Genomic DNA, 23,532 nt, shown 5'->3' on the forward strand with positions numbered 1-23,532 from the left:
CAGCCGTGGACGCCGGTCCGTTGTCCCATACGTCGACCTAGGCGCCGGTTTTGCGATTTAAGACTTCTGTTGTTTTTCTGGGGATCGAGGACGATATGTCGTACGTAGAGGTACCGGGGGCGAAGGTTCCCATCCGCATGTGGGCCGACCCGGCCTCGGTCGAGGACGTCGCACTCCGCCAGCTCCAGAACGTGGCGACGCTGCCCTGGATCAAGGGGCTCGCCGTCATGCCGGACGTTCACTACGGCAAGGGCGCGACGGTCGGCTCCGTCATCGCGATGCGGGACGCGGTGTGCCCGGCGGCGGTGGGTGTCGACATCGGCTGCGGAATGTCCGCGGTCCGCACCTCGCTCACCGCCAACGACCTGCCGGGCGACCTCTCGCGGCTCCGCTCGAAGATCGAGGAGGCGATTCCGGTGGGGCGCGGGATGCATGACTCCCCGGTCACCCCGGACGGCTTCCACGGTCTGGCTACGGCGGGGTGGGACGACTTCTGGGGGCGGTTCGACGGGGTGGCCGAGGCGGTCAAGTTTCGTCAGGACCGAGCCGTCAAGCAGATGGGAACGCTAGGCGGGGGCAACCACTTTGTTGAGGTTTGCACGGATACGTCCGGTTCCATCTGGCTGATGCTGCACTCCGGGTCGCGGAACATCGGCAAGGAGCTGGCCGAGCACCACATCGGTGTCGCCCAGAAACTCCCGCACAACCAGGGCCTGGTCGACCGTGACCTCGCCGTCTTCGTCGCGGACACACCCCAGATGGCGGCGTACCGCAACGACCTGTTCTGGGCCCAGGAGTACGCGAAGCACAACCGCACGCTCATGATGGCGCTGCTGAAGGATGTAGTCCGCAAGGAGTTCAAGAAGGCGAAGCCGACCTTCGAGCCGGAGGTCAGCTGCCACCACAACTACGTCAACATCGAGCGCTACGACGGCATGGACCTGCTCGTCACGCGCAAGGGGGCCATCAGCGCGCGGTCCGGAGAGTTCGGCATCATTCCGGGCTCGATGGGGACGGGGTCGTACATCGTGAAGGGCCTCGGCAACGAGAAGTCCTTCAACTCGGCCTCGCACGGCGCGGGTCGGCGCATGAGCCGCAACGCGGCGAAGCGACGCTTCTCGACGAAGGACCTGGAGGACCAGACGCAGGGCGTGGAGTGCCGCAAGGACTCCGGCGTAGTGGACGAGATCCCGGGCGCCTACAAGCCGATCGAGCAGGTCATCGAGCAGCAGCGCGACCTCGTGGAGGTCGTGGCGAAGCTGAAGCAGGTCGTCTGTGTGAAGGGCTGATGCGCGCAAGGGGCTGAACTGCCTGAAGGGTCCGAGTCGTTGACGGCTCGGACCCTTTCGCACGGGTGCTCACGAGCGGTCCCGAAACCGCCCGCCGCCCTGAGCGGTCACTTCGCGTGCAGGACTGCGTAGATCATGACGAAGGCCACGATGTGGATGCCGAAGAGGAAGTACGCGAGGTAGTACCAGACGTAGCGTTCGCGCTTCTTCTCCAGGGCGAGGCGGGCCTGTTCGCCGTCCGGGGGTGTCGGCTGCTCCGGAGGTGACACCGGATAGGGCATCACAGCTCCCTGTGGACCTTCGTGTTCGACGCCTGGGCGCGGGGGCGGACGACGAGGAGGTCGATGTTCACGTGGCTGGGGCGGGTGACGGCCCAGGTGATGGTCTCGGCGACGTCGTCGGCGGTCAGGGGCTGGGCGACGCCCGCGTAGACCTTGGCGGCCTTCTCGGCGTCGCCGCCGAAGCGGGTCAGGGCGAACTCGTCCGTCTTGACCATGCCCGGGGCGACCTCGATGACCCGGACCGGCGTGCCGACGATCTCCAGGCGCAGCGTCTCCGCGAGGACGTGCTCGGCGTGCTTGGCGGCCACGTAGCCGCCGCCGCCCTCGTAGGTGCCGTGGCCTGCCGTGGAGGAGAGGACGACGATGGTGCCGTCGCCGCCGGCCGTCAGCGCCGGGAGGAGGGCCTGGGTGACGTTCAGGGTGCCGATGACGTTCGTCTCGTACATCTGGCGCCACTGGGCCGGGTCGGCGGTCGCGATCGGGTCGGCGCCGAGTGCGCCGCCCGCGTTGTTGACCAGCACGCCGATGGTCTTGAACGCCGTCGCGAACTCGTCGACCGCGGTGCGGTCGGTGACGTCCAGGGCGTACGCGGTCGCCTGGCCGCCCGCCGCGGAGATCTCCTCCGCCAGCGCCTCGATGCGGTCCTTGCGGCGGGCGGTGAGGACGACGCGGTAGCCCTCGGCCGCGAGCTGCCGGGCCGTCGCGGCGCCGATTCCGCTGCTTGCACCGGTGATGACGGCGATACGGGACGCGGCGGCGGGGGTCATACGGCTGCTCCTTGGCGGTGCCTGGGGTGTCCGGGGTGTCTGCGATGTCTTCGGCAAGGATAGGTGGACCGGGCGGCCGGGACGGCGGGCGGTGACGGGGAGGTGGCAGGGCCTCCGGTGGTGGGTCGGCTGCCGCCTCGGGGGGCGTACATGATCACGGCTGCTCCGGCCAGGCGGATCAGGGCGCCGGTGATGTCCCGGCGGTCGGGACGGTAGCCGTGGTTTCCAGGGGCGGGGGCGGTGCGGCGTACGATTTGGCTGGGCTGGTGGAAGGGGGCCGTATGGCCACGGCTGGGGAAGCGCGGGAGCGGCTGCTGGGGGAGCTGGCGGTCGTGTCGCGGCGGTACATGGCCTCGTACGCGCTGTTCAACCAGGCCCTCGCCGATCATGTCGGGCTGCATCCGACGGATGTGCAGTGTGTGAATCTGCTCAGCCTGGAGGCGGGGCCGGTGACCACCGGGCGGATCGCCGAGATGACGGGGCTGACGACCGGGTCGGCCACGCGGCTGGTGGACCGGCTGGAGAAGGCGGGCTATGTCGTGCGGGAGCGCGATGTGGTCGACCGGCGGCGGGTGCTGGTGGCGACCGTGCCGGAGAAGATCGCCGAGTTCGGGCGTATGTGGGAGCGGCTGGGCGGCGGTTGGTACGCCCTGTTCGACGGGCTCGACGACGCCGAGGTCGCGCTGATCATCGGGCACATGCGGCGCACGGTCGACTTCAGTGCCGAGCAGGTCGCGCGGCTGCGGTCCGGGGACCTTCAGGAGGCCTCGGACGAGGCGTCGTAGCGTTCGCGGGCTTCGACGACCTCCTCGATGTGGTGCTCCGCCCAGTCCTTGACGGCGGTGAGCAGGCAGCTCAGGTTCGCGCCCAGCGGCGTGAGTTCGTAGTCGACGCGGACCGGCACGGACGGAGTGACCGTGCGGGAGACGATGCCGTCGCGCTCCAGTGAACGCAGGGTCTGCGTCAGCATCTTGGGGCTGACCCCGGCGATCCTGCGGCCGAGGCCGCTGTAGCGCATCGGCCCGTCGGCGTCGGCGAGCGCGCTCACGATCAGGCTGACCCATTTGTCGCTGATGCGGTCCAGGAGCTGGTTGGTGGGGCAGCTCTTGAGGAACGCGTCGTACTCGACACGGGCCTGCTGGCGCCGCTCGGCCGCCGTCGTGGTCGCCATGACGCACCTCCGGGTGACGTACGCACCTTCAGGTGCCTACTTACCAATGGATAGTAACTCTTCCTAGGGTTGTTGCAGCGGGAAAGAGACCCGTGAACGACCTACTGATGGGGTGAGCTGGGATGCGTGCAGCGGTTGTGACGTCGTTCGGCGGTCCGGAAGCCGTCGAGATCGTCGAGGTCGCCGTGCCGGAGCCGGGGGCCCGGCAGGTGCGGATCAAGGTGGCGGCGGCGGGGGTCAATCCCGTGGACGCCGGGGTGCGTGCGGGTGTCTTCGGGGGTGAGGGGAAGCGGCTGGGGCTCGGGTGGGATGTCGCCGGGGTCGTGGACGCGGCCGGGTCCGCTTCCGGGTGGAGTGCGGGCGACGAGGTGGTGGCGCTGGCGTACGGGCCGGTCAAGTCTCTCGGTACGCACGCCGATCATGTGGTGGTCGATGCCGACGCGGTGGCCGCGGCGCCCCGCTCGGTCGACGCGGTGCATGCGGCGAGTCTGCCGCTGAACGCCCTGGCAGCCGCCCAGGCCCTGGACGGGCTGGGCCTGGAGCCGGGGCGGAGTCTGCTGGTCACGGGGGCCGCGGGGGCGGTCGGCGGGTACGCCGTGCAGCTCGCCGCCCGGCTCGGGGTGAGCGTGACCGCGCTGGCCCGGGAGGGCGACGAGGAGCTCGTACGGTCCCTGGGCGCGGACCGGTTCGTGTCGGACGGGGTGGCTCCGGGGAGCGTGGACGCGGTGCTGGACGCGGCGGTCCTCGGCGCGGACGCGCTGGAGTGGGTGCGGGACGGGGGCGCCTTCATGGGGGTCATCCCGGGAGCCCAGCCGGCGTCCGTGCGCGGGGTGCGGACCGGTGCCGTGGAGGTGGCCGCCGACGGGGCGCGGCTCGCGGAGCTGGTGGCGCTCGTCGACGCGGGCGTGCTGACGACCCGGGTCGCCGAGACGTACGCGCTCGACGAGGCCGTCAAGGCGCACGCGCGGCTTGCGCAGGGCGGGCTGCGGGGCCGGCTGGTGCTCGTTCCCTAGCGGTCCGAGCGACCCGGTGACGTGGTCCCGGTGGCCCCGGCAATTCAGTGGCCCCAACAGTGCCGGTGGCCCCAACAGTGCCAGTGGCCCCAGTGGCCCCAGTGGCCCCAGTGTCCTAGTGGTGCCCTTCCGGTGCCTTGAGCGGCAGCAGGAGTACGAGGGGGCAGCACAGGAGGGTGATGGCGGCCACGACGGCGAGGCTCACGGTGGTGGCGTGGGTCTCTCCGCCGCCGGTGTGGAAGTAGACGGTGGTGACGGCGGCGGCCCCGATCGCGTTGGCGAGCTGCTGGACCGCGCCGAGTGAGCCGCCCGCGCTGCCGGCCTCCGAGGGCGCGATGTCGCCGATGGTGACGTCGTAGAGCGAGCCGAAGCAGGCGCCCATGCCGAGGCCGATGACGAGCAGCGGGGGGACCAGGGCCCAGCTTCCGGTGTCCGTGCCCAGGACGGCGACCAGGGTGAGGAGATGGGCCGTTCCGGCGAGCGTGACGAGGAAGCCGATGAGGACGAGGCGGCGGCCCAGGCGGGCGATCAGGCGGTAGCAGGCGATCGAGGCGATGACGATGCCCGCCGACAGGGGCATCAGGGCGAGCGCGGCAGCCGCGGGGGAGCGGCCGAGGCCCTGCTGGAGGAAGAGGGAGACGACGTAGAGGAGGCCGGCGACCGCGGCGAAGAAGACGATGCCGATGATCAGCCCGGAGGTGAAGCCGCGGTTGTGCAGGAGGGAGGGCCGGATCAAAGGGTCGGGTGCGGTGCGCTGGCGGTGGCAGAACGCCGCGAAGAGCGCGAGGCCGGCGAGCAGGAGGAGGACGGGGAGCGCGCTCCAGCCGTGGGCCGATCCCTCGATGAGGCCGGTGAGCAGGGCGAGCATGGTGGCGCCGAGGAGGGCGGAACCGGCGATGTCGACGGTGGTCGTCCGGTCGCCGGTGTCACGGGGGAGCAGCCGGGCGGCGGCGAGGAGCGCGGCGCCGCCGAGGGCGAGGTTGATGAGGAACATCGGGCGCCAGCCGAGGCCGCCGAGGTCGGCGTCGATGAGGAGTCCGGCGAGGATCGGGCCGCCGACGGCGGACAGGCCCATCACCGGTCCGAACAGGCTGTACGCCTTGCCGATCTGATCCCGGGGCCAGGTCGCGCCGAGGATGCCGAAGCCCTGCGGGATGACGAGCGCGCCGAAGGCGCCCTGGACGAGGCGGGCGGCGACGAGGGTTCCCGGCGTGGGCGCGAGGCCGCAGGCGGCCGAGGCGACGGTGAAGCCGGCGAGGCCGGTCAGGAACAGTCGGCGGCGGCCGTACTTGTCGCCGAGCCGTCCGCCGAGGACGAGCAGGACGCCGAGCGCGAGGGCGTAGGACGCGCCGAGCCACTGGACGAGGGCGGTGCCGCCGCCGAGGTCGTGGGTGATGGTCGGGGCGGCGATGTTCGTGATGGTGCCGTCGAGGAGGTCCAGGACGTCGGCGGCGAGGACGACGCCGAGGATCGCCCAGCGGGTGCGGGCGGGAGGGTGCGACGGTTCATGTGTGTCATGCAGTGTCTGTGTCACGCAGATAAATGTCGGGCATGGGGTGCGGCGCGGTCAAGTCACTTTCCGGCCGGCAGCGACGCGGACGGTGGACGTCACCCTCGCGGGCGAGGGTCTCCCGGGTGCCGGGTGCCGGGTGCCGGGTGCCGGGTGCCGGGTGCGGGAGGGCGCTTCCCTGTCGATCACGTAAGGTCTCCCCAGCTCAGGGGAGGGAAGAGATCCATGGTGAGTGGCGGAACCCGCCGTACGGCGGCGCTGATGGTGGGGACGGTGCTGGCCGGTGCGCTGGTGGCGGGATGCGGCGGGGTGGCGGATGCTGACTCCGGAGCCCGGGAGGACGTGATCACCACGTCCTTCAAGAGTTCCGAGGAACTGCCGGAACGGCTCGCCGAAGACGGCACGACCGTCGTCGTGGGTGCGGCGAGCGCGGGCACCGTCGTCCATCTCTACGAGGACATGCGCTGTCCCGTGTGCGAGGACTTCGAGGAGGACGGGGGCGGCGGGGCGCTGCGGGACATGACCCTGTCCGGCGAGGTCCGGACCGAGTACACGCTCGCGTCGTTCCTGGACGACCGGCTCGGCGGCAGGGGTTCCGAGCGTGCGGCCAACGCGCTGCGCGCAGCCCTGGAGCGCGGCAAGTTCGTCGAGTACCACGACGTGCTCTTCGCGCATCAGCCCGAGGAGGTCGTCGACGGCTACACGGACGCGTTCCTGCTGCGGATGGCCTCCCAGGTCGACGGGCTGCGCGACAAGGAATTCGACGCGGCCGTCAGGACCGTGAAGTACCGCGACTTCGTGACCGCCTCGGAGCAGGCCTACGAGGCGGACGAGGTGCCCGGAACCCCCTCGGCGGCGGTGAACGGCAGGCTTCTGGACGACAGGTTGAGGGGCGGGTTGTTCGACGCGTCCACGCTGCCGATGGTGGTCCGGATGGGCGCGTTGACCGCCGCGGCGCAGCCCGCGTCGTAGCCCGGAGGGGTCCGGGGCGGTCAGGAAGGCTGGTGGCTGCTCGCGTAGGCCGTCGGCGGGACTCCGACCGTCGCGGTGAAGTCCCGGACCAGGTGGGCCTGGTCGGCGTAGCCGAGGTCGGCGGCGAGGGCGGCCCAGTTCACCGGCTCGGAGGTCTCGGCGCGTTCCAGGGCCTCGTGGATGCGGTACCGCAGGATGATCCACTTCGGGCCGACTCCGACGTACGCCGAGAAGAGGCGTTGCAGGGCGCGGACCGTCATGCCCCGCGCCTCGGCGAACTCGCCGACGTGGCGGATCGTGCGGTCGGTGCGGATGAGGTCGACCAGGGCCGTCGCGAGGGTGGCCTGCGGGTCCGGTCGCGGGTCGAGGCTCAGGAGGAAGTCGTCCAGGGCGGCCACCCGGGCCCGCTCGTCGTCCGGGTCGAGGACGACCGCGACGGCGCCCGCGGAGTCCGGGAAGACCTCCGGGAGGCGGAGGCGCTGCCCGGTGAGGGACGACAGGGGACGGTCCGGCGCGAAGGGGCGGAAGCCGCCGGGGCGGAACTGGATCCCGCACACCCTGCCCCGGCCCTCCAGTTTCTGGGTGAACAGGTCCAGTCCGACGCCGGCGACCTCGCCGAAGGGCTCCTGTCCCGCGTACCGCTGGAAGACGATGTTGACCGACGGGTGGGGGACCACGTGCGAGGCGTACGGCTGGGTGAGGTCCCAGTCGATCAGCCAGTAGTGCTCCAGGTAGGGGCGCAATGGTTCGGCGGGCTCGTGGCGGCGGAAGCGGACGCGCGTGAAGAGCTCCGCGGCGTCGACGATGCCGCGGGTGTCGCGGCGTGGGGCGGCCATGTGGGGATCGTAGGACGGGGCACTGACAGTCGCGGAATACCTGGGGCGAGGTGGTGGTTCGAAGGTGTAGTTGAACAGTCAACAACATGGAGGGTGAGCGACCATGCAGTTCGGGATCTTCAGCGTCGGAGATGTGACTCCGGATCCGACCACGGGCCGGGAGCCGAGCGAGCACGAGCGCATCAAGGCCATGGTCGCCATCGCGCTGAAGGCCGAGGAGGTCGGCCTCGACGTCTTCGCGACCGGCGAGCACCACAACCCGCCGTTCGTGCCGTCGTCCCCGACCACCATGCTCGGCTACATCGCGGCGCGCACCGAGAAGCTCGTCCTGTCCACGTCCACGACCCTGATCACCACCAACGACCCGGTGAAGATCGCCGAGGACTTCGCGATGCTCCAGCATCTCGCGGACGGCCGGGTCGACCTGATGATGGGCCGCGGCAACACCGGGCCCGTCTATCCCTGGTTCGGGCAGGACATCCGGCAGGGCATCAACCTCGCCGTCGAGAACTACGCGCTGCTGCACCGCCTGTGGCGCGAGGACGTGGTGACCTGGGAGGGCAAGTTCCGTACGCCGCTCCAGTCCTTCACGGCGACGCCGCGCCCGCTGGACGGTGTCGCGCCGTTCGTCTGGCACGGCTCCATCCGCTCGCCGGAGATCGCCGAGCAGGCCGCGTACTACGGCGACGGCTTCTTCCACAACAACATCTTCTGGCCCGCCGACCACACCAAGAAGATGGTCGAGCTCTACCGCGAGCGGTACGCGCACTACGGGCACGGCACGGCCGAGCAGGCGATCGTCGGCCTCGGCGGCCAGGTCTTCATGCGGCCCAACTCGCAGGACGCCGTACGGGAGTTCCGGCCGTACTTCGACAACGCGCCGGTCTACGGACACGGGCCGTCGCTGGAGGACTTCACCGAGCAGACACCGCTGACCGTCGGCTCGCCGCAGCAGGTCATCGAGAAGACGCTGGCGTTCCGCGAGTACGCCGGTGACTACCAGCGCCAGCTGTTCCTGATGGACCACGCCGGGCTGCCGCTCAAGACCGTCCTGGAGCAGCTCGACCTCCTCGGCGAGCAGGTCGTGCCGGTGCTGCGCGAGGAGTTCGCCAAGAACCGGCCGGCCGACGTGCCGGACGCGCCGACCCACGCGGCCCGGGTGGCCGCCGCCAAGGAAGAGGTGACCGCGGTATGAAGCTCGTCGTCGTCTCGGCGGGACTGAGCGTTCCGTCGTCCACGCGGCTGCTGGCCGACCGGCTGGCGGCCGCGACCGCCGGCCGGGCACCCGGCACGGTGGACCTGCGGGTCGTCGAACTGCGTGACCTCGCCGTCGAGATCGCCCACAACTTCACCAACGGCTTCCCCGGGCGGGCGCTGTCCGCCGCCATCGACGACGTGACCTCGGCGGACGGACTGATCGTCGTCACGCCGGTGTTCTCCGCGTCGTACAGCGGCCTGTTCAAGTCCTTCTTCGACGTGCTCGACAAGGACGCCCTGGCGGGCAAGCCCGTGCTGATCGCGGCGACCGGGGGGACCGGGCGGCACTCGCTCGTCCTCGAACACGCGCTGCGGCCGCTGTTCGCGTATCTGCGGGCGGTGGTCGTGCCGACCGGGGTGTACGCGGCGTCGGAGGACTGGGGGGCGGAGGGGCTTGCCGACCGGGTCGAGCGGGCGGCGGGGGAGTTGGCGTCCCTGATGGCCGCCCTCTCCGGTCCCTCGCTGTCCGACTTCCCGGCCTCGGCCCAGGCCCCGGCCGCGACCTCGGCTCCGGCCCAGGCGGCACCTGAGGCGGCTGTCCCTGCTCAGGGCGTGTCCGAGACGGCTGTTCCCGTCCAACCTGTGGCTCGGCGGGCGGACGGTTTCCACGTGGTCCCGTTCGAGGAGCAGCTGGCGGCGCTGAGGGTGTAGCGGGCGTAGCGGGTTTTAGCCCCGCCGCCCCTGCCCTTCCCGTACCTGGGGCTCCGCCCCAGACCCCGCTCCTCAAACGCCGGAGGGGCTGGATTCTGGCGGCCTAGCTCTCCACCGTGAAGCCGGTCACCGTGCCGCCGCCCTTCCTCGGGTAGGCGAACGGGGTGCCTCCGTGGGCTGTGGAGACCTCGCGGACGATCGAAAGGCCGAGGCCCGAGCCGGGGAGGCTGCGGGCGTCGGCCGCGCGGTAGAAGCGGTCGAAGACGCGTACCAGGTCGTCGTCGCCGATGCCGGGGCCGCGGTCGAGCACCTCGACGCGGACCGGCCCGCGATGGCCGCCCGAGCTCGCGGCGACGCCGGAGTCACCGGAATGCCCGCCGCCGGACTGCGGGGCGGGGCCCGTCACCACGACCTCGATCGGCGCCGTTCCGCCCCGGTCGAACTTGGTGGCGTTCTCCACGAGGTTGGACACCGCGCGCTGAAGGGCGGTCGGGCGGCCGTCGACCGTGGTGTCGCCGGTGGTCCGGACGGTGACGTCCCGGCCGGTGCGGCGGCGCGCGACGATCGCGACGTCCTCGGCGAGTTCGGCGAGGTCGAGTCGCCGTACGGGCTCGGTGTCCGACTGGCCGGCCGCGAGGGCGACCAGTTCGTTGACCAGGTCGGTCAGTTCCCGGGACTCCAGGGCCAGGTCGGCGACGATCTCCTCACGGGCGTCGGGCGGCAGTTCGTCGATCCGGCGGAGCATGGAGATGTTCGTGCGCAGGGAGGTCAGCGGCGTACGGAGTTCGTGTCCCGCGTCCTGGACCAGGCGGCGCTGGTCCTCCTCGGACTGGGCGAGGCGGCCGAGCATCCGGTCGAAGGACCGGCCGAGCCGGGCCACCTCGTCGTACCCGGTGACCGGCACCTGGATGCCGAGGCGACCGGTGCGCGCCACGTCCTCGGCGGCCCCGGCGAGCCGCACCAGTCGCCGGGTGATGCGCCGGGCCAGCCACCAGCCGAACAGTCCCGCGGCGATCACGACGGCCCCGACGAGTACCAGGGTCCGCTGCTGGAGCTGCCGGAGCAGGTCCTCCGTGTCACTGAACTGCTGGGCCACCTGCACCGCGCCTCGTCCGCTGCCGAGCGAGACGGTCGCCAGCCGGTAGTGGTCGCCGACGACGTCGACGTCCTTCTTCTCCTCCAGCTTGCCCGCCGTGCCGTCGTCGGCGACGGCACGGTCGTGGCTGTCCACGGGCAGCGGCGGAACGCCGTGGTCGACGATCACGCCCCTGGGGCCGATCACCTGAACGTCGGTGCGGCTGGGCCGGATGATGTTGTTGAGGGGGCCGTCGTGGTCGGGGTCGGAGGAGGCGAAGTCGCTCGGGTGCAGCGGGTGCTCGCGTACCTGGTCGCGCAGGTCCTGCACCACCTCGGCGAACACCGTCTGCTGGTCGACCCGGACCAGCCGGGCGGCGGCGTCGTAGCTCAGGAACCCGACCAGGACCGTGACGGCGGCGGCGACGGCCGCGAAGGAGACGGTGAAGGTGGCCCGGAGAGAGGACACCTGCCGCAGCCGTCGTCGCACTCAGTCCTCCCTCAGGACGTACCCCACGCCCCGTACGGTGTGGATCAGCGCCGGTCCGCCCGGCTCGTCCAGCTTGCGCCGCAGATAGCCCACGTACACGGCGAGGTTCTTGGAGCCGGGGCCGAAGTCGTAGCCCCAGATCCGGTCGTAGATGGTGGAGTGGTCGAGGACGATGCCCGCGTTGCGGACGAGCAGTTCGAGGAGTTCGAACTCGGTCCGGGTCAGTTCGAGTTCGCGCCGCCCGCGCCAGGCCCGGCGCGCCTGGATGTCCATGCGCAGCCCGGCCGCGGAGATCTGCGCGCTGGACGTCTGGGGTTCCCGGGGCGCGGTCGCCGGTACGTCGTCGAAGGCGCCGTTCCCGGTGCGGCGCAGCAGGGCGCGCAGCCGGGCGAAGACCTCCTCGACGTCGAACGGCTTGACCACGTAGTCGTCGGCGCCCGCGTCGAGGCCGGCGATGCGGTCGGCGGTCTCGACGAGCGCGGTGAGCATCAGGATCGGGGTGCGGTCGCCCTCGGCGCGCAGCACGCGGCACACCTGGAGGCCGTCGATGCCGGGCATCATGACGTCGAGGACGAGGACGTCCGGTGGGGTGCGGTGGGCCTGGGCCAGCGCTTCCACCCCGTCGGCCACGGCCGTCACCTTGTAGCCCTCCAGTGTCAGTGCCCTTTCCAGGGCATGGCGGATGGCGCGGTCGTCCTCGGCGAGCAGTACGTTCTGGGGCACCCGGCCAGTCTGCCAAGCCGGTGGCGGCATGCGACCTGGTGAGCGGGTCCGCTGCCGGCCTTCTTACCGGCCTCTCACCACCTTCCGGTGTGTCGGACGTGCCCGGAAAGGTCCCGGGTCTCCACCGGCCGGTGCCGGGCCCGGGTCAGCCGACGTGCACCCGCGGTCGTCGTTCGCGGTCGGGCTCCGCCTCGCGCAGGACTTCCCGGGTGACGGGGGCGACCTCGCCCTGGCCGAAGAGGAAGAAGCGCAGGAAGTTGGTGAAGGGGTTGCCCTCGGTCCACTCGAAGTAGATGTGCGGGATGCGGCCCGTGGTGTCGCGGACGTGCAGCAGCAGGGCGGCGAGGGCGTTGGGGATGGAGGCGGACTCCAGGGTGAGGACGCGGTAGCGGCCGTGCAGCACTTCGCCGCGTACGTTCATGAGCGACTCGAACTCCGAGGGGTCGCCCACGGTGACCTCCAGGAAGACGAAGTCCTCCTGGGGCGGGAGATCGTGGTCGGCGCGGATCTGCTCGATCTTCTCGCGGTACTCGGTGAGATCGCGTTTGTCGGGCTCGTTGGCGATGAACCGGATCCGCCGGCTCGCGATGTCCCGTACGAAGCGTTCGGCCATGTCGTCCATGGTCATGCCGGTCACCCGCAGCTCGAAGGCGCGGGCGAGCCGGGAGAGCAGGGAGACGAGGATGATGCCGGCGATGAAGCAGGCGCCGATCTTCACACCGTCGGGGCGTTCGATGACGTTGACGACGGTCGTGTAGAGGAAGACCACCGAGATGACGGCGAAGGCGGTGGTCCAGTGTTTCTGGCGGGCCTTGCGGGCGGCGATGGTGACGGCGATGGCGGCGGAGCTGATCAGGACGAGGACACCGGTCGCGTACGCGCCGCCCTGCGCGTCGACGTCGGCGTCGAAGATCCAGGTGACCAGGAACGCGATCAGGGTGAAGACGATCACCATGGGGCGGACGGCGCGGGCCCAGTGCGGGGCCATGCCGTAGCGCGGGAGATACCGCGGCATGAGGTTGAGCAGTCCGGCCATGGCGGAGGCACCGGCGAACCACAGGATGGCGATCGTGGAGACGTCGTAGACCGTGCCGAAGGCGTTGCCCAGGTACTCGTGCGCCAGATAGGCGAGCGCGCGGCCGTTGGCCTGGCCGCCCGGCTCGAACTCCTTCTCCGGGATCAGCACGGTGGTGATGAAGCTGGTCACGATCAGGAAGACGCTCATGATCACGGCGGAGGTGGTCAGCAGCTTCTTCGCGCCGCGGATCCGTCCGGCCGGCTTCTCCTCGGTGTCGCCCGGGTCGCCCTCCACATGCGGCATGACCGCCACACCGGTCTCGAAGCCGGACAGGCCGAGCGCGAGTTTCGGGAAGACCAGCAGGGACACCCCGATCATGGCGAAGACGTTCCCGTGTTCGGCGGTCAGCGCGGTGGTCCAGTCCGTGACGAGGTGCTCGTGGGTGATCACCTCCCAGAGTCCCGAGACGGCGACCACTACGTTGAGCGCGAGGTAGATGCCCACCAGCACCACCGCGACGCCGATCGCCTCCAGGAAGCCCTTGAGGAAGACCGCGCCCAGCAGGGCCACCAGGAACAGGGTGATCACCATCTGCTTGTCGTGCAGCGCGTCGTTCAGATGGGGGTTCTCCACCAGGTGGGTGGAGGCGTCGGCCGCCGAGAGGGTGATGGTGATCAGGAAGTCGGTGGCGGCGAAGCCCAGCAGGGTGAGGACGAACAGCTTGCCCTTCCAGAAGGAGAGCAGGCGTTCCAGCATCGCGATGGAGCCCTCGCCGTGCGGGCTCTCCTCCGCGACGCGGCGGTAGACGGGCAGTGCGCCCGCCAGGGTGACGATGACGAGCACGACGGTCGCCACGGGGGAGAGCAGTCCGGCCGCGAGGGCGGCGATGCCCGGCTGGTAGCCGAGGGTGGAGAAGTAGTCGACGCCGGTCAGGCACATGACGCGCCACCAGCGCTGCCCCTTGTGCACGGGAGCGGGCGCGGCCGGGCCCGGCAGCCGGCGGCCCTTGGTCTTGCCCATGTCGGACAGACCTTCCAGCATCCACGCCCGCAATCGGCTCGGCGGGGCGGGCTCGGTGCTGGCCATCGGTGACTCTCCTGACGTACGGCTCTTCGAACGGTTCCGGCCATCGAGGAGACGGCGTCCATCAGCGTATGCAGAGAGTGATCCCTGGGCCCACGCGTCCTGGGGCCCCAGGCGTCAAGCTTGCGTTAAGACCGGCTGGTCGTGCATCACGGGGGCGCCAAGAGGTGGAGTCGAGGGTTCCGGTTCAGGCGTCGGCCAGCCTGGCCTCCTCCAGGTCCAGGGACCGCTGCAACCGCCTGCGTGTGGTGTCGCTGATGCGGTGTTCGTCGTACAGGGTCTGGAGTTCGGCGCTCTCGACGGCGATCAGGTCGCGGCGCAGCTGCCGGTAGACGACGTCGGCGGACTCGGTGCCGGTGCTGTCGTCGGTGGGTTCGGCGAGGCGGTCGCGGGCGTCGTCGAGACGGGCTGTCAGGCCTCGGCGCAGCCGGTCGAGGACGACGTCGGGCACGGCCTCCAGTTCCGACAGTTCGTCCAGCCGGCCGAGTCCGGCGCCGGCCAGCCGGCAGCGTGCCGAGGCTTCTTCGCGTTCCGTGTGGGCGGGTTCCAGGGCGATGCCCGAGCGGCGGACGACGGAGGCGAGGCTGAAGCCCTGGACGACGAGCGTGACGACCACGACCGAGGTGGTCAGCACCAGGATCAGCGGACGTCCGGCGAGCGACTCCGGCACCGACAGGGCCGCCGCCAGCGGGACCACACCCCGGGTGCCCGCCCAGGTGAGCACCACCGGGACCCGCCAGTTCATGCGGCTGACGCCGCCCTCGCGCTGCACCACCGCCGTCAGCGGCACCAGCCACAGCAGCCGTACGGCCACGAGGGTGCCCGCCACCGCGAGCGCGTACAGCGGCCAGGCCCGGTCGGCGTCGGACAGCGCCCGTACCTGCGCAGGCAGGGCGAGCCCGATGAGGCTGAAGACGACGCTCTCCAGGAGGAACACCACCGTGCCGTAGACGGCGTGCAGCTGGAGGCGGATGCGCGCGTCGGTGAGGCGGTCGCCGCGACCGCCCAGGACGACTCCGGCGACCACGACCGAGGTGACGCCCGAGGTGTGCGCGCCCTCGGCGAGGACGTACGCCGCGTACGGGGTGACCAGGGCGATCACCGTCTCCAGGACGGGGTCCTCGGTACGCCGCCGGATCAGCGCGACGACGGCGGCGACAGCCGCGCCGATGACCGTGCCCCCGCCCGCGAGGAGCAGGAACTCCTCGCCCGCGGCGCTCCAGCCCACGGCGGCCGTCGCCACCGCGATGCTCACCGCCACCCGGAAGAGCACCAGCGACGTGGCGTCGTTGAAGAGGCTCTCCGCCTGGACGAGGACCTGCACCCTGGGCGGCAGCGCGAGTCGTCTGCCCAGCGCGGTGACCGCCACCGGGTCGGTGCTGGCGAGGACCGCGCCCAGCACGAAGGCCGTCGGCCACGACAGCGGGGTGACGAGCGAGGCCACCCAGGCCACGGCCGCCGCCGAGGCCAGTACCAGCCCTGTGGACAGGACTCCGACCGGCTTCCACACGGCGCGCAGTTCACGCCAGGGCATGTCCTCGGCGCTCGCGTAGAGCAGCGGCGGCAGGACGACGAGTCCGATGATCCCGGGACTGATCTCGATCTGCGGGGTGCCGGGCAGCAGGGCGACGGCGAGGCCCGCGACGACGAGCAGGGAGGGGGCGGGGATGCGCCACCGGCGGGCGAACGTCGCCACCAGCGTGGCGAGTACGACCAGAGCCAGGACTGTTCCTACGCTGCGCATGCCGTCCCCCTGGTCATTCGGGGAAACCACGGGGGGTTCCCTGAGGAGCCCGTGTGGCTCCCCGCCGACCAGACTTCCCGGCACACCTCTTTCACCCTATCGGGCCGGGGCCCGTCAAGGCAGTGTCAATGTCCCGGCGGTGTCCGGGCGCTGTCGTGGGTCCCGGCCGGGGTGATGGACGCCTATGCCTTCGACCGGGCCCGCGGCTACCGGCTCCGCGGCCGCGGAGGCACCGGCGGTGGCTCCCCCCGGCGGACGGACCCCGCTGCCCGGGCCGCCGGCCGGTCGGCGTGGGCCGAGGAGCTGAGCTGCCAGGGCACGCTCGTCACCATCACGCCCGGGGTGAAGAGCAGCCGGCTCTTGAGCCACAGGGCGGACTGGTTGTGGAGGAGGTTCTCCCACCAGTGGCCGACGACGTACTCGGGGACGAAGACGGCGACGATGTCGCGCGGGCTCTCGCGGCGCACCGCGCGGACGTACCCGACGACCGGCTTGGTGATCTCGCGGTAGGGGGAGTCGACGATCTTCAGCGGTACGTCGATGCCGTACTCCTCCCAGCGCCTGCGCAGCTCGGTCGTCTCGTCCGGGTCGACGGAGACCGTCAGTGCCTCCAACCGGTCGGGGCGGGTGGCGTGCGCGTAGGCGAGGGCCCGCAGCGTCGGCTTGTGGAGTGTGGACACGAGCACGATCGCGAACACCCGGCTGGGCGGTACGAGCTCGCCGTGGGGGTCGGTCACCGCCAGCTCCGCCGCCGTCGTGTCGTAGTGGCGTCTGATCGCGCGCATCGTCACCCACAGCACGGCCGCCGCGAGGACGGCCAGCCACGCGCCCTGGGTGAACTTGGTAGTCAGGACGATGAGGAGGACGAGTCCGGTGACGACCGCGCCCACCGCGTTGATCATGCGTGCTGTGTGGTGGCGTCGGCGCACGGCCGTGTCGGGCTCGCCGCGCAGTTCGCGGTTCCAGTGCCGCACCATGCCGAGCTGGGAGAGCGTGAAAGCGGTGAACACGCCGAGGATGTAGAGGTGGATGAGGCTGGTGACGTTGGCCTTGTAGCCCCACAGCAGCAGGCCCGCGACGATCGCGAGGGCCAGGATGCCGTTGGAGAAGGCCAGTCGGTCGCCCCGGTTGTGCAACTGGCGTGGCAGATAGCGGTGTTGGGCGAGGATCGAGGACAGCGAAGGGAAGCCGTTGAAGGCCGTGTTCGCGGCCAGGACCAGGACGAGAGCCGTCGCCGCCTGGATGAAGTAGAAACCGAAGCTGTGCTCCCCGCCGAACACGGCCGCCGCGACCTGTGCGATGACCGTGCGCTGTGTGTAGGAGGCGCAGTCGCCGCTCAGCCCGGTGAGCCGGCACGCGTCGTCGGTGATGTGCACTTTCGAGATCAGCGCCAGCGTGGTGACGCCGACGAACATGACGATCGCGAGGCTGCCCATCACCGCCAGCGTGGTGGCCGCGTTGCGCGACTTGGGCTTGCGGAACGCCGGGACGCCGTTGGAGATCGCCTCCACGCCGGTCAGCGCCGTACAACCGGAGGAGAACGCGCGCAGCACCAGCATCACCAGGGCCAGGCCCGTCAGGTGCGCGTCAGCGGGGTCCGGCGTGACACCGTAGGCGGCGCTCTCGGCGACCGGCGCGTCCCCGAGGGCGTACCGGATCATGCCGGTGACCACCATGACCAGCACACCGCCGATGAACAGGTACGTCGGCGCGGCGAAGGCCCGCCCCGACTCGCGCACCCCGCGCAGGTTGACGGCCGCGAGGAGGGCTACGAAGACGAGCGCCATCAGGACGCGTTCGTGGGCGAGCCCGGGGATCGCCGAGATGATGTTGTCGACGCCGGAGGCGACCGAGACGGCGACCGTCATGACGTAGTCGACCAGGAGGGAGGCGGCGACGACGAGACCGGTCGAGGGGCCCAGGTTCGTCGACGCCACCTCGAAGGAGCCGCCGCCGCTCGGATAGGCGTGCACCACCTGCCGGTACGACAGCACCACGACTGCCATCAGTGCCACCACCGCACCCGCGATCCACGGCGTGAAGTGCAGATACGCCAGTCCGCCGAGGGTGAGGACGAGCAGGATCTCCTGCGTCGCGTACGCCACGGACGACAGCGGGTCGGAGGCGAAGATCGGCAGGGCCAGCCGTTTGGGCAGCAGCGTCTCGGTCAGTTCCTCGCTGCGCATCGCCCGGCCGATCACCAGGCGTTTGAGGATCTCCGTCACGTTGAGCACGGGCGGAGGCTAAGCCAGCGGAGGAGAGGCGGGCGGCTCCGACACTCAGTCCAGCCCCGACACCTTGAACACCGTCAGCGCCGTCTCACGGTCGATCCGCTCCGAGACGCGGTGCAGCGCCGTCTCCCCGCACACGAGGGAGCCGCGCAGCGCGGAGACCCGGGCGTCCTCGTCGAGGCGGTGCCACAGCTCCGGGCTGGCGACCAGGACACGCGGGTCGATCTCCAGGCGCGCGCCGAAGGTGTCGCGCAGTACGAGCCGCTCTCCGACGCCGTCCAGGCAGCGCACGGACACCAGGCGGTCGGTCCGTACCCGCCGGGTGCCGAGCGGCCCGCGCGAGGTCAGCCAGCCCTCGCCCGCGGCGATCCGGGTGGGGCACAGGACGACGAAGAGCAGCGCCGCGAGCGTGAACCACAGCAGGGCGCGCGGGTCGGTGAGGGTGCCGGCGGCGCCGTCGATCAGCAGCAGGAGGGCGAGCAGCGCGCCCGCGCAACGCAGCCAGCTGCGCAGGTCCCGGGCCCAGAGAAGATCGTGCGCGACCTCCTCGGCCGGCGGGGGCACCTCGGCCGCTGCGCACGGATCGTTGCGGCGTTCCATACGTCCGACGGTAGTGAACCGCGGGACCGGAAGCGCTGTGCCTTGACGGGTCTTTGATGAGCCGTGGCGTCAACGTTGCGTCAAGGACGGGGAGATCGGCGCGAAGATCCCGCAAGGGGTGCCCGCGCCGGTCCGGGGCCGGGAACAACCTGGGCGCAGCCGCACACCGCCTCCCCGCGTGTGCGGCTCCTTTGGCCGGAGCCCCTTCAGGGGCCGCGCCCCGAGTCGAGGAGCACCCGTCCCACCCCGTCAGCACGGCCGCCGCCCACGGGCACGCGTCCGTCCTCGCCGGCAACGCCACCACGGTCGGCGCCCTGCTCCTGCTGAAGGCGTTCGCCTCCGGGTGCAGCGCCCTGACCGGCGTCGAAGCCCTCGCCAACGCCGTGCCGTCCTTCCGTGTCCCGCGGGCGAGGCGGGCCCAGCGCGCCGAAGCCGCCCTCGGCGCGGTGCCCGGCGCGATGCTGATCGGCCTGTCCGTGCCGATCTCGCGCTTCCACCTCCAGCCGGTCGAGGGCGTCACGGTCCTCGCCCAGTTCGCGGACGCCTCGCTCGGCCACAACTGGGCTTTCCATGTCGTCCAGTTCGCGACGATGATCCTGCTCGCCCTCTCCGCGAACACCTCCTTCGGCGGGCTGCCGGTCCAACCCGGGCCGGCTCATCACCCAGCGCCGGCTCCTCCAGGAGGTGTGGGGTGTCTCGGCCGGCAACAGGACCAATTACCTGCGGGTGTACATGGCCCAGCTCAGACGGAAGCTGGAGGCGGACCCGTCCCACCCTCGCCATCTGATCACCGAGCCCGGCATGGGCTACCGCTTCGAGGCGTGAGGCAACGAGGGCTCCCGTCGCGTGATCCTGGCCAACGGCGGTGTCCCCGAAGGCCGTTCGCAGGGTGAGGACCGTTTCTGGATCGGCCTCGGGAGCCCGTGAGCGGCCCCGCGCCCGTCCGGTCAGACGAGGTGGGCGAAGACCACCAGGTTGTCGGTGTAGTCCCTGACGGTGCGGTCGTAGTTGCCGGCGCACGTGATGAGGCGGACCTCGGCGTCGGGTGTGTCGGCGTACACGCGGTCGTCGGGGAAGTCGTCCTTCGCGAAGGTCTCCGCGCTGTCGACGACGAAGGACGCCGTCCTGCCGTCGGACCGCTCGACGCTGAACTTGTCGCCCTTCTTCAGCTCGCCGAGACCGGCGAACACGGCGGCGGAGGTCGTCGTGTCGACGTGCCCGGCGATGATCGACGCACCCGTCTCACCGGGGGAGACGCCCTTGGCGTACCAGCCGACCAGGTTCGTGTCGCCCGCGGGCGGGGGCTGGAGTTTGCCCGTGTCGTCGATGGCGAGTTCGGTGAAGGGCGCGTCCACCGAGATCTTCGGGATGAGCAGACGGGTCGGCTCGGACCGCGGGAGATGCTTCCCGGCCGGGCGATCGTTCGAGGGCGAGGCGGAGGACGCGGTTGAGTTCGAGGGCGAGGCGGAGGACGCGGCCGAGTGCGAGGGCGCGGGGGCCGCGGCGGCACGGGAAGTGGGGGAGGGGCCGGACGGTTCGTCGTTGCGGTGAAGCATGTTCGTGGCCAGCAGGACCGCGACACCGGCGCACCACACGACCCACGTCACACGACGCCGGAAGTTCCGCTCGGGCGACGGGTGCGGGGTCTCGGCGGGAGAGGACAACCGGGCTGCCATCGGGCACCACCTCATCGGGTCGGGGCAGCAGAGCGGACTGAGCGGGAACAGCGGGAACAGCAAGACCAGTAACAGCAGTAACAGCAGCAAAAACAGCAGAAGCGGCAGAAGCGGCGGGAGAAGCCGAGGCGGGACGAGCAGGAGCAGCAGGAGGCGGGTCGGCGACTGGAGCGGGGGTCGGGAGAGGGAGAGCGGGCCGGGGTGGGAGAGAGATCGGGCCGGTGTGGGAGGGGGAGACCGGCCGGGCCGCCAGGGGGTGAGTGGGTGGCGGCCCGGACCGCTATTGCTATGTCGTCAGGCATGGTCAGACCACACCGCCCTGCGCGCTTCTACGGCGCAGCATGTACACGCCCGCGGCCGCGAGGCCCAGGACCCCGATTCCGCCGGCCGTGACGCCCGACGACGTGGCGAGACCGCCGCCACCGGTGTGCATGCCGCCGTGCGGCTTGTCCTCCTCCTTGCTGCTCGAGTCCCATGAGCCCTTGTCCTGCTTGCTGCTCGAGTCCCATGAGCCCTTGTCCTGCCCGGAGTCCCAGGAACCGCTGCCGCTGGAGGAGCTGGAGGAGCTGGAGGAGCCCTTGTCCTTGTAGGTCTCCGGGTCGTACTTCTTGTCGTCCTTGGACCAGTCGTCCGTCTTGACGGACGTCAGCGCACCGCCGCCTGTGTGCACGCCGCCTTCCGGCTTCTCGTGGCTCCAGGAGCCCTTGCCGTGGTCGCTGTCCTTGCCGTGCTCCTTGCCGTATCCGGAGTCTTCGTGCTCCTTGCCGTATCCGGAGTCCTCGTGCTCCTTGCCGTACCCGGAGTCCTGGTGCTCCTTGCTGGAGGAGGAGGAGGAAGAGGAGGAGGAAGAAGAGGAGGAGGAGTCGTCGTGGCCCCAGTCGCCGGCCGAGACGGCGTACGCGCCGGGGGCGGCGATCGCGAGAGCGGCGGTGGCCGTCGCGGCAGCCAGGAGCATGCGGGCAGATCGCATTGTCGGAGTCCTTCCGTCGGAACCAGGCAGCTGACCTCTTGTCAGCAGACAAAAACCCGGCCCGATGTGATCCACCGTCAATCCGATGTGCAAAGCGCACCACCCGGGAAGCTCACCCGGCCCACTGCCGAGGCCCGCCGCGTTGGTCGCCGTGACGACCGTCCGCGGGCGGGCCGACCTTTCTGACCTGCTGATTCACCGTGTTCGCTCGGTGTCCGGCGGCCCTGTGCGGAGCCCCACGCATGACCCGATCGGCGGCGACACGTCTGCTTCGCCCGGATGAGCAGCGGGGGTCGCTCGGCGTCAGATCCCGGTGTCCCGGCGGCTCTTGTCCTTTGGAGAGCCATGGGCGATTCATGAGCGAGTCGTGTCCTCCGGCGACTCAGGGTGTCCCCGGACGCGGGAGACGGGAGCCGAACTCGGGTGCAGCCGCCATCTGGCTGCCTGCTGCCCTGGCGGTCGGCCGCCGGGCGCCCGTCACCTGCCGCCGAAGCCCCCACTCCGACCGGCCGCCCCTGGTTCCCGGCCGTCTCCTGGCACACTGATCGTTTGCGTGAACATGAGAGGCGATCATGCAAAACAGGCGGAAGATCACGGTGGTGACCGGCGGCAGCCGCGGAATCGGTGCCGCCGTCTGCCGACGGCTGGCGCTGGAGGGCCATGACGTCGTCATCGGCTACCGGTCCGATCGCGCGGCGGCCGAGGCGGTGGCGGACGCCGTCGCGGAGGCGGGCCGGCGCTCTCTGCCGGTGGCCGTGGACACCTCCGACCCCACTGCCGTCGACGGGCTCTTCGACGCGGCGGCCGCCGAACTCGGCCCGGTCACCGCACTGGTGAACAACGCCGGTGTCAGCGGACCCAACGGGCCGCTGGCCGAAGCCGACCCCGACGGCATGCGGGAGGCCCTCGCGGTCAACGTCCTCGGCTATCTGCTCTGCGCGCGCCGCGCCGTACGGGAGATGACCGCGGCCGGCGGAGGCGCGATCGTCAACATCTCGTCCGCCGCGGCGACCCTCGGCAGTCCGGGCCAGTACGTCCACTACGCCGCCGCGAAGGCGGCCGTCGACGCCCTCACCATCGGCCTGTCCAAGGAGGTGGCGGCCGACGGAATCCGGGTGAACTGCGTCGCCCCGGGCACGGTCTGGACCGACTTCCACGAGGACCCGCAGCGCCCGGCCCGGGTGGCCGCGGGCATCCCGATGGGCCGCGCTGGCCGGCCGGAGGAGATCTCGGGCGCGGTGGCCTGGCTCCTGTCGGACGACGCCTCGTACACGACGGGCGCGGTGCTGCGGGTCGCGGGCGGACTCTAGGAGTCTCTGCCGTCGGCCCCGGCGACGCGGGCGATCGAGTCTCTGCCGGGGGCGCCGGCGACGTGGGCGATCAACCTGTCGGCGCTCCTGCGCCGCCGCGGCGCGCTCACACCCGACCCCGGTCCGGTGGCGGTGGTCGCGGTATCACGCGGCGGAACCGGCTGCCCGGGGCTCGACGACGGCCACGGTCCGGCGGACCTTCTCCGAGCGCGGCCTGCCTGAGCGTGGTCGGGCTCAGTGCTCAGGGCCACACCAGGCAATAGGGCTGATGCCCCGCCTCGTGCAGCCGGTGCGAGAAGTCCTGCCATTCGTGCAGCAGCTGATAGACGTTGAAGGCGTCCCGTGGGCCGCCCCGGTCCGGGACGGTGGACCAGATGAAGGCGGCCGCGCCGACGGCCTCCTCGCCTATGCCGCGCAGTGGGTCGACGACCGTCATCGGGAGCTTGACCACGGCGTAGTCGGGATGCAGAACGACCAGTTCGAGCGGCGGCACCTTGTGCAGGGGAACGCCTTCTATGCCGGTGAGGACCATCGCGGCCATCGTCTCCGGCTTGATCTTGGTGAACATGCCGTTCATGCCGAGCTCGTCGCCGCCGAGTTCTTCGGGGCGCATCGAGATCGGGACCCGGGCCGCCGTCGCGCCGTCCGGCGCGCCGAAATATTTGTACGTCACCCCCACTCGGCCACCATTCCCGCTCTCCGCTCGCAGTCGTTCGACCGCGCGATCGATCCGTTCGGGCTCGCTCTGCGATCCCTGTGCCTGTCCCGCTCTCCCGGCAGCTTCCTCCGCCTCGCGCCGGTGCTTCCCCCGCCGGGCACGCCGAGGGTTGAGGTCATCGGTCCCCTCGCCCAGTCCGCCACCGCGA

At 71.0% G+C, this 23,532-nt stretch carries 21 protein-coding genes and 3 pseudogenes; 9 read left to right on the forward strand and 15 right to left on the reverse strand.

All coding sequences use genetic code 11. The annotated features are described in order from the left end of the window. Positions 1-95: 95 nt before the first annotated feature. On the forward strand, positions 96-1,289 hold the full coding sequence (locus N4G66_RS16285; RefSeq protein ID WP_261704826.1) for an RtcB family protein: 1,194 nt from the start codon (positions 96-98) through the stop codon (positions 1,287-1,289). Positions 1,290-1,396: 107 nt separating this feature from the next. On the opposite strand, the gene N4G66_RS16290 is transcribed toward N4G66_RS16285, so the two are convergent. The 3 genes and pseudogenes from N4G66_RS16290 to N4G66_RS46220 all read right to left on the reverse strand — a co-directional run. Then, on the reverse strand, positions 1,397-1,570 hold the full coding sequence (locus tag N4G66_RS16290; protein WP_261704827.1) for a hypothetical protein: 174 nt from the start codon (positions 1,568-1,570) through the stop codon (positions 1,397-1,399). Next, complete coding sequence (locus N4G66_RS16295; RefSeq protein ID WP_261704828.1) at positions 1,570-2,337, reverse strand: SDR family NAD(P)-dependent oxidoreductase; 768 nt, start codon at positions 2,335-2,337, stop codon at positions 1,570-1,572. The genes N4G66_RS16290 and N4G66_RS16295 overlap by 1 nt, the downstream gene beginning before the upstream one ends. 134 nt (positions 2,338-2,471) lie before the next feature. Beyond that, positions 2,472-2,555 (reverse strand): annotated as a pseudogene (locus N4G66_RS46220) (YnfA family protein); the annotation flags it as partial. Positions 2,556-2,618: 63 nt separating this feature from the next. Here N4G66_RS46220 and N4G66_RS16300 point away from each other — a divergent pair. Further along, positions 2,619-3,122, forward strand: coding sequence for a MarR family winged helix-turn-helix transcriptional regulator (locus N4G66_RS16300; RefSeq protein WP_261704829.1), 504 nt, complete (start codon positions 2,619-2,621; stop codon positions 3,120-3,122). Here the strand turns inward: N4G66_RS16300 and N4G66_RS16305 are convergent. Then, positions 3,095-3,508, reverse strand: a complete 414-nt coding sequence (locus N4G66_RS16305) for a winged helix-turn-helix transcriptional regulator (RefSeq protein ID WP_261704830.1) — start codon at positions 3,506-3,508, stop codon at positions 3,095-3,097. The two genes, N4G66_RS16300 and N4G66_RS16305, sit on opposite strands and share 28 nt — an antisense overlap. 122 nt (positions 3,509-3,630) lie before the next feature. On the opposite strand from N4G66_RS16305, the gene N4G66_RS16310 reads away from it, so the two are divergent. Further along, positions 3,631-4,521: a zinc-binding dehydrogenase gene (locus N4G66_RS16310; RefSeq protein WP_261704831.1), complete on the forward strand. Its 891-nt coding sequence runs from the start codon at positions 3,631-3,633 to the stop codon at positions 4,519-4,521. Between the two features lie 115 nt (positions 4,522-4,636). Here the strand turns inward: N4G66_RS16310 and N4G66_RS16315 are convergent, their stop codons facing one another. Beyond that, on the reverse strand, positions 4,637-6,055 hold the full coding sequence (locus tag N4G66_RS16315; protein ID WP_261704832.1) for an MFS transporter: 1,419 nt from the start codon (positions 6,053-6,055) through the stop codon (positions 4,637-4,639). A gap of 201 nt (positions 6,056-6,256) precedes the next feature. Here N4G66_RS16315 and N4G66_RS16320 point away from each other — a divergent pair, with 201 nt between their 5' ends. Further along, on the forward strand, positions 6,257-7,003 hold the full coding sequence (locus N4G66_RS16320) for a DsbA family protein (RefSeq protein ID WP_261704833.1): 747 nt from the start codon (positions 6,257-6,259) through the stop codon (positions 7,001-7,003). Positions 7,004-7,023: 20 nt separating this feature from the next. Here the strand turns inward: N4G66_RS16320 and N4G66_RS16325 are convergent, their stop codons facing one another. After that, entirely contained in the window at positions 7,024-7,839 is an 816-nt protein-coding gene (locus N4G66_RS16325) for a helix-turn-helix domain-containing protein (RefSeq protein ID WP_261704834.1), read from the reverse strand. A gap of 103 nt (positions 7,840-7,942) precedes the next feature. On the opposite strand from N4G66_RS16325, the gene N4G66_RS16330 reads away from it, so the two are divergent. Beyond that, positions 7,943-9,034 (forward strand): LLM class flavin-dependent oxidoreductase, encoded by a 1,092-nt coding sequence (locus N4G66_RS16330; protein WP_261704835.1) that lies wholly within the window; start codon positions 7,943-7,945, stop codon positions 9,032-9,034. Beyond that, positions 9,031-9,747 carry an FMN reductase gene (locus N4G66_RS16335; RefSeq protein ID WP_261704836.1) on the forward strand — a complete coding sequence of 239 codons (717 nt, stop codon included), beginning with the start codon at positions 9,031-9,033 and terminating at the stop codon, positions 9,745-9,747. Before N4G66_RS16330 ends, N4G66_RS16335 begins: the two co-directional genes overlap by 4 nt. Before the next feature lie 103 nt (positions 9,748-9,850). On the opposite strand, the gene N4G66_RS16340 is transcribed toward N4G66_RS16335, so the two are convergent. The 6 genes from N4G66_RS16340 to N4G66_RS16365 form a co-directional block, all read right to left on the reverse strand. Continuing rightward, positions 9,851-11,311, reverse strand: a complete 1,461-nt coding sequence (locus tag N4G66_RS16340; protein ID WP_261704837.1) for a sensor histidine kinase — start codon at positions 11,309-11,311, stop codon at positions 9,851-9,853. Then, complete coding sequence (locus N4G66_RS16345; RefSeq protein WP_261704838.1) at positions 11,312-12,034, reverse strand: response regulator transcription factor; 723 nt, start codon at positions 12,032-12,034, stop codon at positions 11,312-11,314. A gap of 145 nt (positions 12,035-12,179) precedes the next feature. After that, on the reverse strand, positions 12,180-14,138 hold the full coding sequence (locus tag N4G66_RS16350) for an amino acid transporter (RefSeq protein WP_261704839.1): 1,959 nt from the start codon (positions 14,136-14,138) through the stop codon (positions 12,180-12,182). A 184-nt stretch (positions 14,139-14,322) separates the two neighbouring features. Further along, the gene (locus N4G66_RS16355; protein WP_261704840.1) at positions 14,323-15,879 is read right to left on the reverse strand and encodes a Na+/H+ antiporter; all 1,557 of its coding nucleotides are present in this window, start codon (positions 15,877-15,879) and stop codon (positions 14,323-14,325) included. A 206-nt stretch (positions 15,880-16,085) separates the two neighbouring features. Beyond that, positions 16,086-18,065: an APC family permease gene (locus tag N4G66_RS16360; protein ID WP_391858828.1), complete on the reverse strand. Its 1,980-nt coding sequence runs from the start codon at positions 18,063-18,065 to the stop codon at positions 16,086-16,088. Positions 18,066-18,158: 93 nt separating this feature from the next. Next, positions 18,159-18,710 carry a hypothetical protein gene (locus N4G66_RS16365; RefSeq protein WP_261704842.1) on the reverse strand — a complete coding sequence of 184 codons (552 nt, stop codon included), beginning with the start codon at positions 18,708-18,710 and terminating at the stop codon, positions 18,159-18,161. Positions 18,711-18,949: 239 nt separating this feature from the next. Between N4G66_RS16365 and N4G66_RS16370 the strand changes: the two are divergent. Both N4G66_RS16370 and N4G66_RS16375 read left to right on the forward strand, forming a co-directional pair. Beyond that, positions 18,950-19,351, forward strand: a pseudogene (locus N4G66_RS16370) (amino acid permease); the annotation flags it as partial. Then, a pseudogene (locus N4G66_RS16375) lies at positions 19,350-19,535 on the forward strand (winged helix-turn-helix domain-containing protein); the annotation flags it as partial. The pseudogenes N4G66_RS16370 and N4G66_RS16375, both read left to right, overlap by 2 nt. 122 nt (positions 19,536-19,657) lie before the next feature. Here N4G66_RS16375 and N4G66_RS16380 read toward each other — a convergent pair. Further along, positions 19,658-20,386: a class F sortase gene (locus N4G66_RS16380; RefSeq protein ID WP_261704843.1), complete on the reverse strand. Its 729-nt coding sequence runs from the start codon at positions 20,384-20,386 to the stop codon at positions 19,658-19,660. A 304-nt stretch (positions 20,387-20,690) separates the two neighbouring features. Further along, positions 20,691-21,356 carry a hypothetical protein gene (locus N4G66_RS16385; RefSeq protein WP_261704844.1) on the reverse strand — a complete coding sequence of 222 codons (666 nt, stop codon included), beginning with the start codon at positions 21,354-21,356 and terminating at the stop codon, positions 20,691-20,693. 572 nt (positions 21,357-21,928) lie between these two features. On the opposite strand from N4G66_RS16385, the gene N4G66_RS16390 reads away from it, so the two are divergent. Further along, on the forward strand, positions 21,929-22,666 hold the full coding sequence (locus tag N4G66_RS16390) for an SDR family NAD(P)-dependent oxidoreductase (protein WP_261704845.1): 738 nt from the start codon (positions 21,929-21,931) through the stop codon (positions 22,664-22,666). A 241-nt stretch (positions 22,667-22,907) separates the two neighbouring features. Here N4G66_RS16390 and N4G66_RS16400 read toward each other — a convergent pair whose 3' ends face one another. After that, positions 22,908-23,345, reverse strand: a complete 438-nt coding sequence (locus N4G66_RS16400) for a hypothetical protein (RefSeq protein ID WP_003974483.1) — start codon at positions 23,343-23,345, stop codon at positions 22,908-22,910. Between the last annotated feature and the right edge of the window lie 187 nt (positions 23,346-23,532).

This window comes from Streptomyces rhizosphaerihabitans, from assembly GCF_025399795.1.
Lineage (GTDB): Bacteria > Actinomycetota > Actinomycetes > Streptomycetales > Streptomycetaceae > Streptomyces > Streptomyces rhizosphaerihabitans.

Bases quoted from the DNA above. Each gene is read 5' to 3' on its own strand.
- N4G66_RS16310 (WP_261704831.1), top strand. From the start codon at position 3,631: ATGCGTGCAGCGGTTGTGACGTCGTTCGGCGGTCCGGAAGCCGTCGAG.
- N4G66_RS16380 (WP_261704843.1), bottom strand. From the start codon at position 20,386: ATGGCAGCCCGGTTGTCCTCTCCCGCCGAGACCCCGCACCCGTCGCCC.
- N4G66_RS16350 (WP_261704839.1), bottom strand. From the start codon at position 14,138: ATGGCCAGCACCGAGCCCGCCCCGCCGAGCCGATTGCGGGCGTGGATG.
- N4G66_RS16305 (WP_261704830.1), bottom strand. From the start codon at position 3,508: ATGGCGACCACGACGGCGGCCGAGCGGCGCCAGCAGGCCCGTGTCGAG.
- N4G66_RS16390 (WP_261704845.1), top strand. From the start codon at position 21,929: ATGCAAAACAGGCGGAAGATCACGGTGGTGACCGGCGGCAGCCGCGGA.
- N4G66_RS16365 (WP_261704842.1), bottom strand. From the start codon at position 18,710: ATGGAACGCCGCAACGATCCGTGCGCAGCGGCCGAGGTGCCCCCGCCG.
- N4G66_RS16290 (WP_261704827.1), bottom strand. From the start codon at position 1,570: ATGCCCTATCCGGTGTCACCTCCGGAGCAGCCGACACCCCCGGACGGC.
- N4G66_RS16355 (WP_261704840.1), bottom strand. From the start codon at position 15,879: ATGCGCAGCGTAGGAACAGTCCTGGCTCTGGTCGTACTCGCCACGCTG.
- N4G66_RS16295 (WP_261704828.1), bottom strand. From the start codon at position 2,337: ATGACCCCCGCCGCCGCGTCCCGTATCGCCGTCATCACCGGTGCAAGC.
- N4G66_RS16330 (WP_261704835.1), top strand. From the start codon at position 7,943: ATGCAGTTCGGGATCTTCAGCGTCGGAGATGTGACTCCGGATCCGACC.
- N4G66_RS16320 (WP_261704833.1), top strand. From the start codon at position 6,257: ATGGTGAGTGGCGGAACCCGCCGTACGGCGGCGCTGATGGTGGGGACG.
- N4G66_RS16385 (WP_261704844.1), bottom strand. From the start codon at position 21,356: ATGCGATCTGCCCGCATGCTCCTGGCTGCCGCGACGGCCACCGCCGCT.
- N4G66_RS16335 (WP_261704836.1), top strand. From the start codon at position 9,031: ATGAAGCTCGTCGTCGTCTCGGCGGGACTGAGCGTTCCGTCGTCCACG.
- N4G66_RS16325 (WP_261704834.1), bottom strand. From the start codon at position 7,839: ATGGCCGCCCCACGCCGCGACACCCGCGGCATCGTCGACGCCGCGGAG.
- N4G66_RS16285 (WP_261704826.1), top strand. From the start codon at position 96: ATGTCGTACGTAGAGGTACCGGGGGCGAAGGTTCCCATCCGCATGTGG.
- N4G66_RS16360 (WP_391858828.1), bottom strand. From the start codon at position 18,065: ATGCGCAGCGAGGAACTGACCGAGACGCTGCTGCCCAAACGGCTGGCC.
- N4G66_RS16300 (WP_261704829.1), top strand. From the start codon at position 2,619: ATGGCCACGGCTGGGGAAGCGCGGGAGCGGCTGCTGGGGGAGCTGGCG.